Annotated in this window: 1 protein-coding gene; it reads left to right on the forward strand. The window is 77.4% G+C overall.

The window, feature by feature from the left end:
• On the forward strand, window positions 1-974 hold a 974-nt coding region (locus ND748_RS32750; RefSeq protein ID WP_251750126.1), incomplete at both ends, for a UvrD-helicase domain-containing protein.

Raw genomic sequence — 974 nt, forward strand, 5'->3', positions numbered from 1 at the left:
CACCGGCTCGTCCCGACGCCGATCGCGCCGCCGCGCCCGTTCGTCGCCGACCCGGCGCAGCGCCGCGTGGTCGAGCACTCGGGTGGCCCGCTGCTGGTGCTCGCCGGTCCCGGCACGGGCAAGACGGCCACCCTGGTCGAGGCGGTTGCCGCCCGGATCGAGGCCGGGGCGGACCCGCGGTCGATCCTGGTCCTCACCTTCAGCCGCCGGGCCGCGGGCGAGCTGCGGGAGCGGATCACCGCCCGATTGGGCCCCGGTGGTTCCAGTTCCGGCGGCTCCGGTTCCGGGGGCACGAGTGGGGGTGGGGGCGGGGGTGGTCCGGGGGCGTGGACCTTCCACGCCTGGTGCCTGGCGCTGCTGCGGGCGCACGACCGGCCGGCGCCCCACGGCGGGTTCCGGCTGTTGTCGGGCCCGGAGCGGGACAGCCGGCTGCGGGAGCTCATCGAGGGCTCGCGTGAGGACGGCCGCCCCGTCTGGCCGCCGCAGCTTGCCCGCGCCCTGGGCACCCGCGGCTTCACCGAGGAGGTGCGGGCGCTGCTGGCGCGGGCCCGCGAGGTCGGCCTGGAGCCCGTCGGCCTGGCCCAGCTCGCCCGGCGCACCGACCGGCCGGACTGGGCCGCTCTCGCCGAGTTCTACGAGATGTACCTCGACGTGTTCGGCTTCGAGGGCGCGCTCGACTACGCCGATCTGGTGCACCGGGCCGTCGTCGTCGCCGAGGGCGCCGAGGCGGGCGAGGCGCTGCGCGCCCGCTACCAACACGTCTTCGTCGACGAGTACCAGGACACCGACCCGGCTCAGGAGCGGCTGCTGCGCGCCGTCGCCGGCGGCGGGCGCGACCTGGTCGTGTTCGGCGATCCCGACCAGTCCATCTACGCCTTCCGCGGGGCGGAGGTCGCCGGCCTGCTCGGCTTCCCGCAGCGGTTCGGCGCGCCGGGGCGCGGTGCCGGCGCGCCGATCGTCGCGCTGCGCACCGG

The organism is Frankia sp. AiPs1 (assembly GCF_023716945.1).
Taxonomy (GTDB): Bacteria; Actinomycetota; Actinomycetes; order Frankiales; family Frankiaceae; genus Frankia.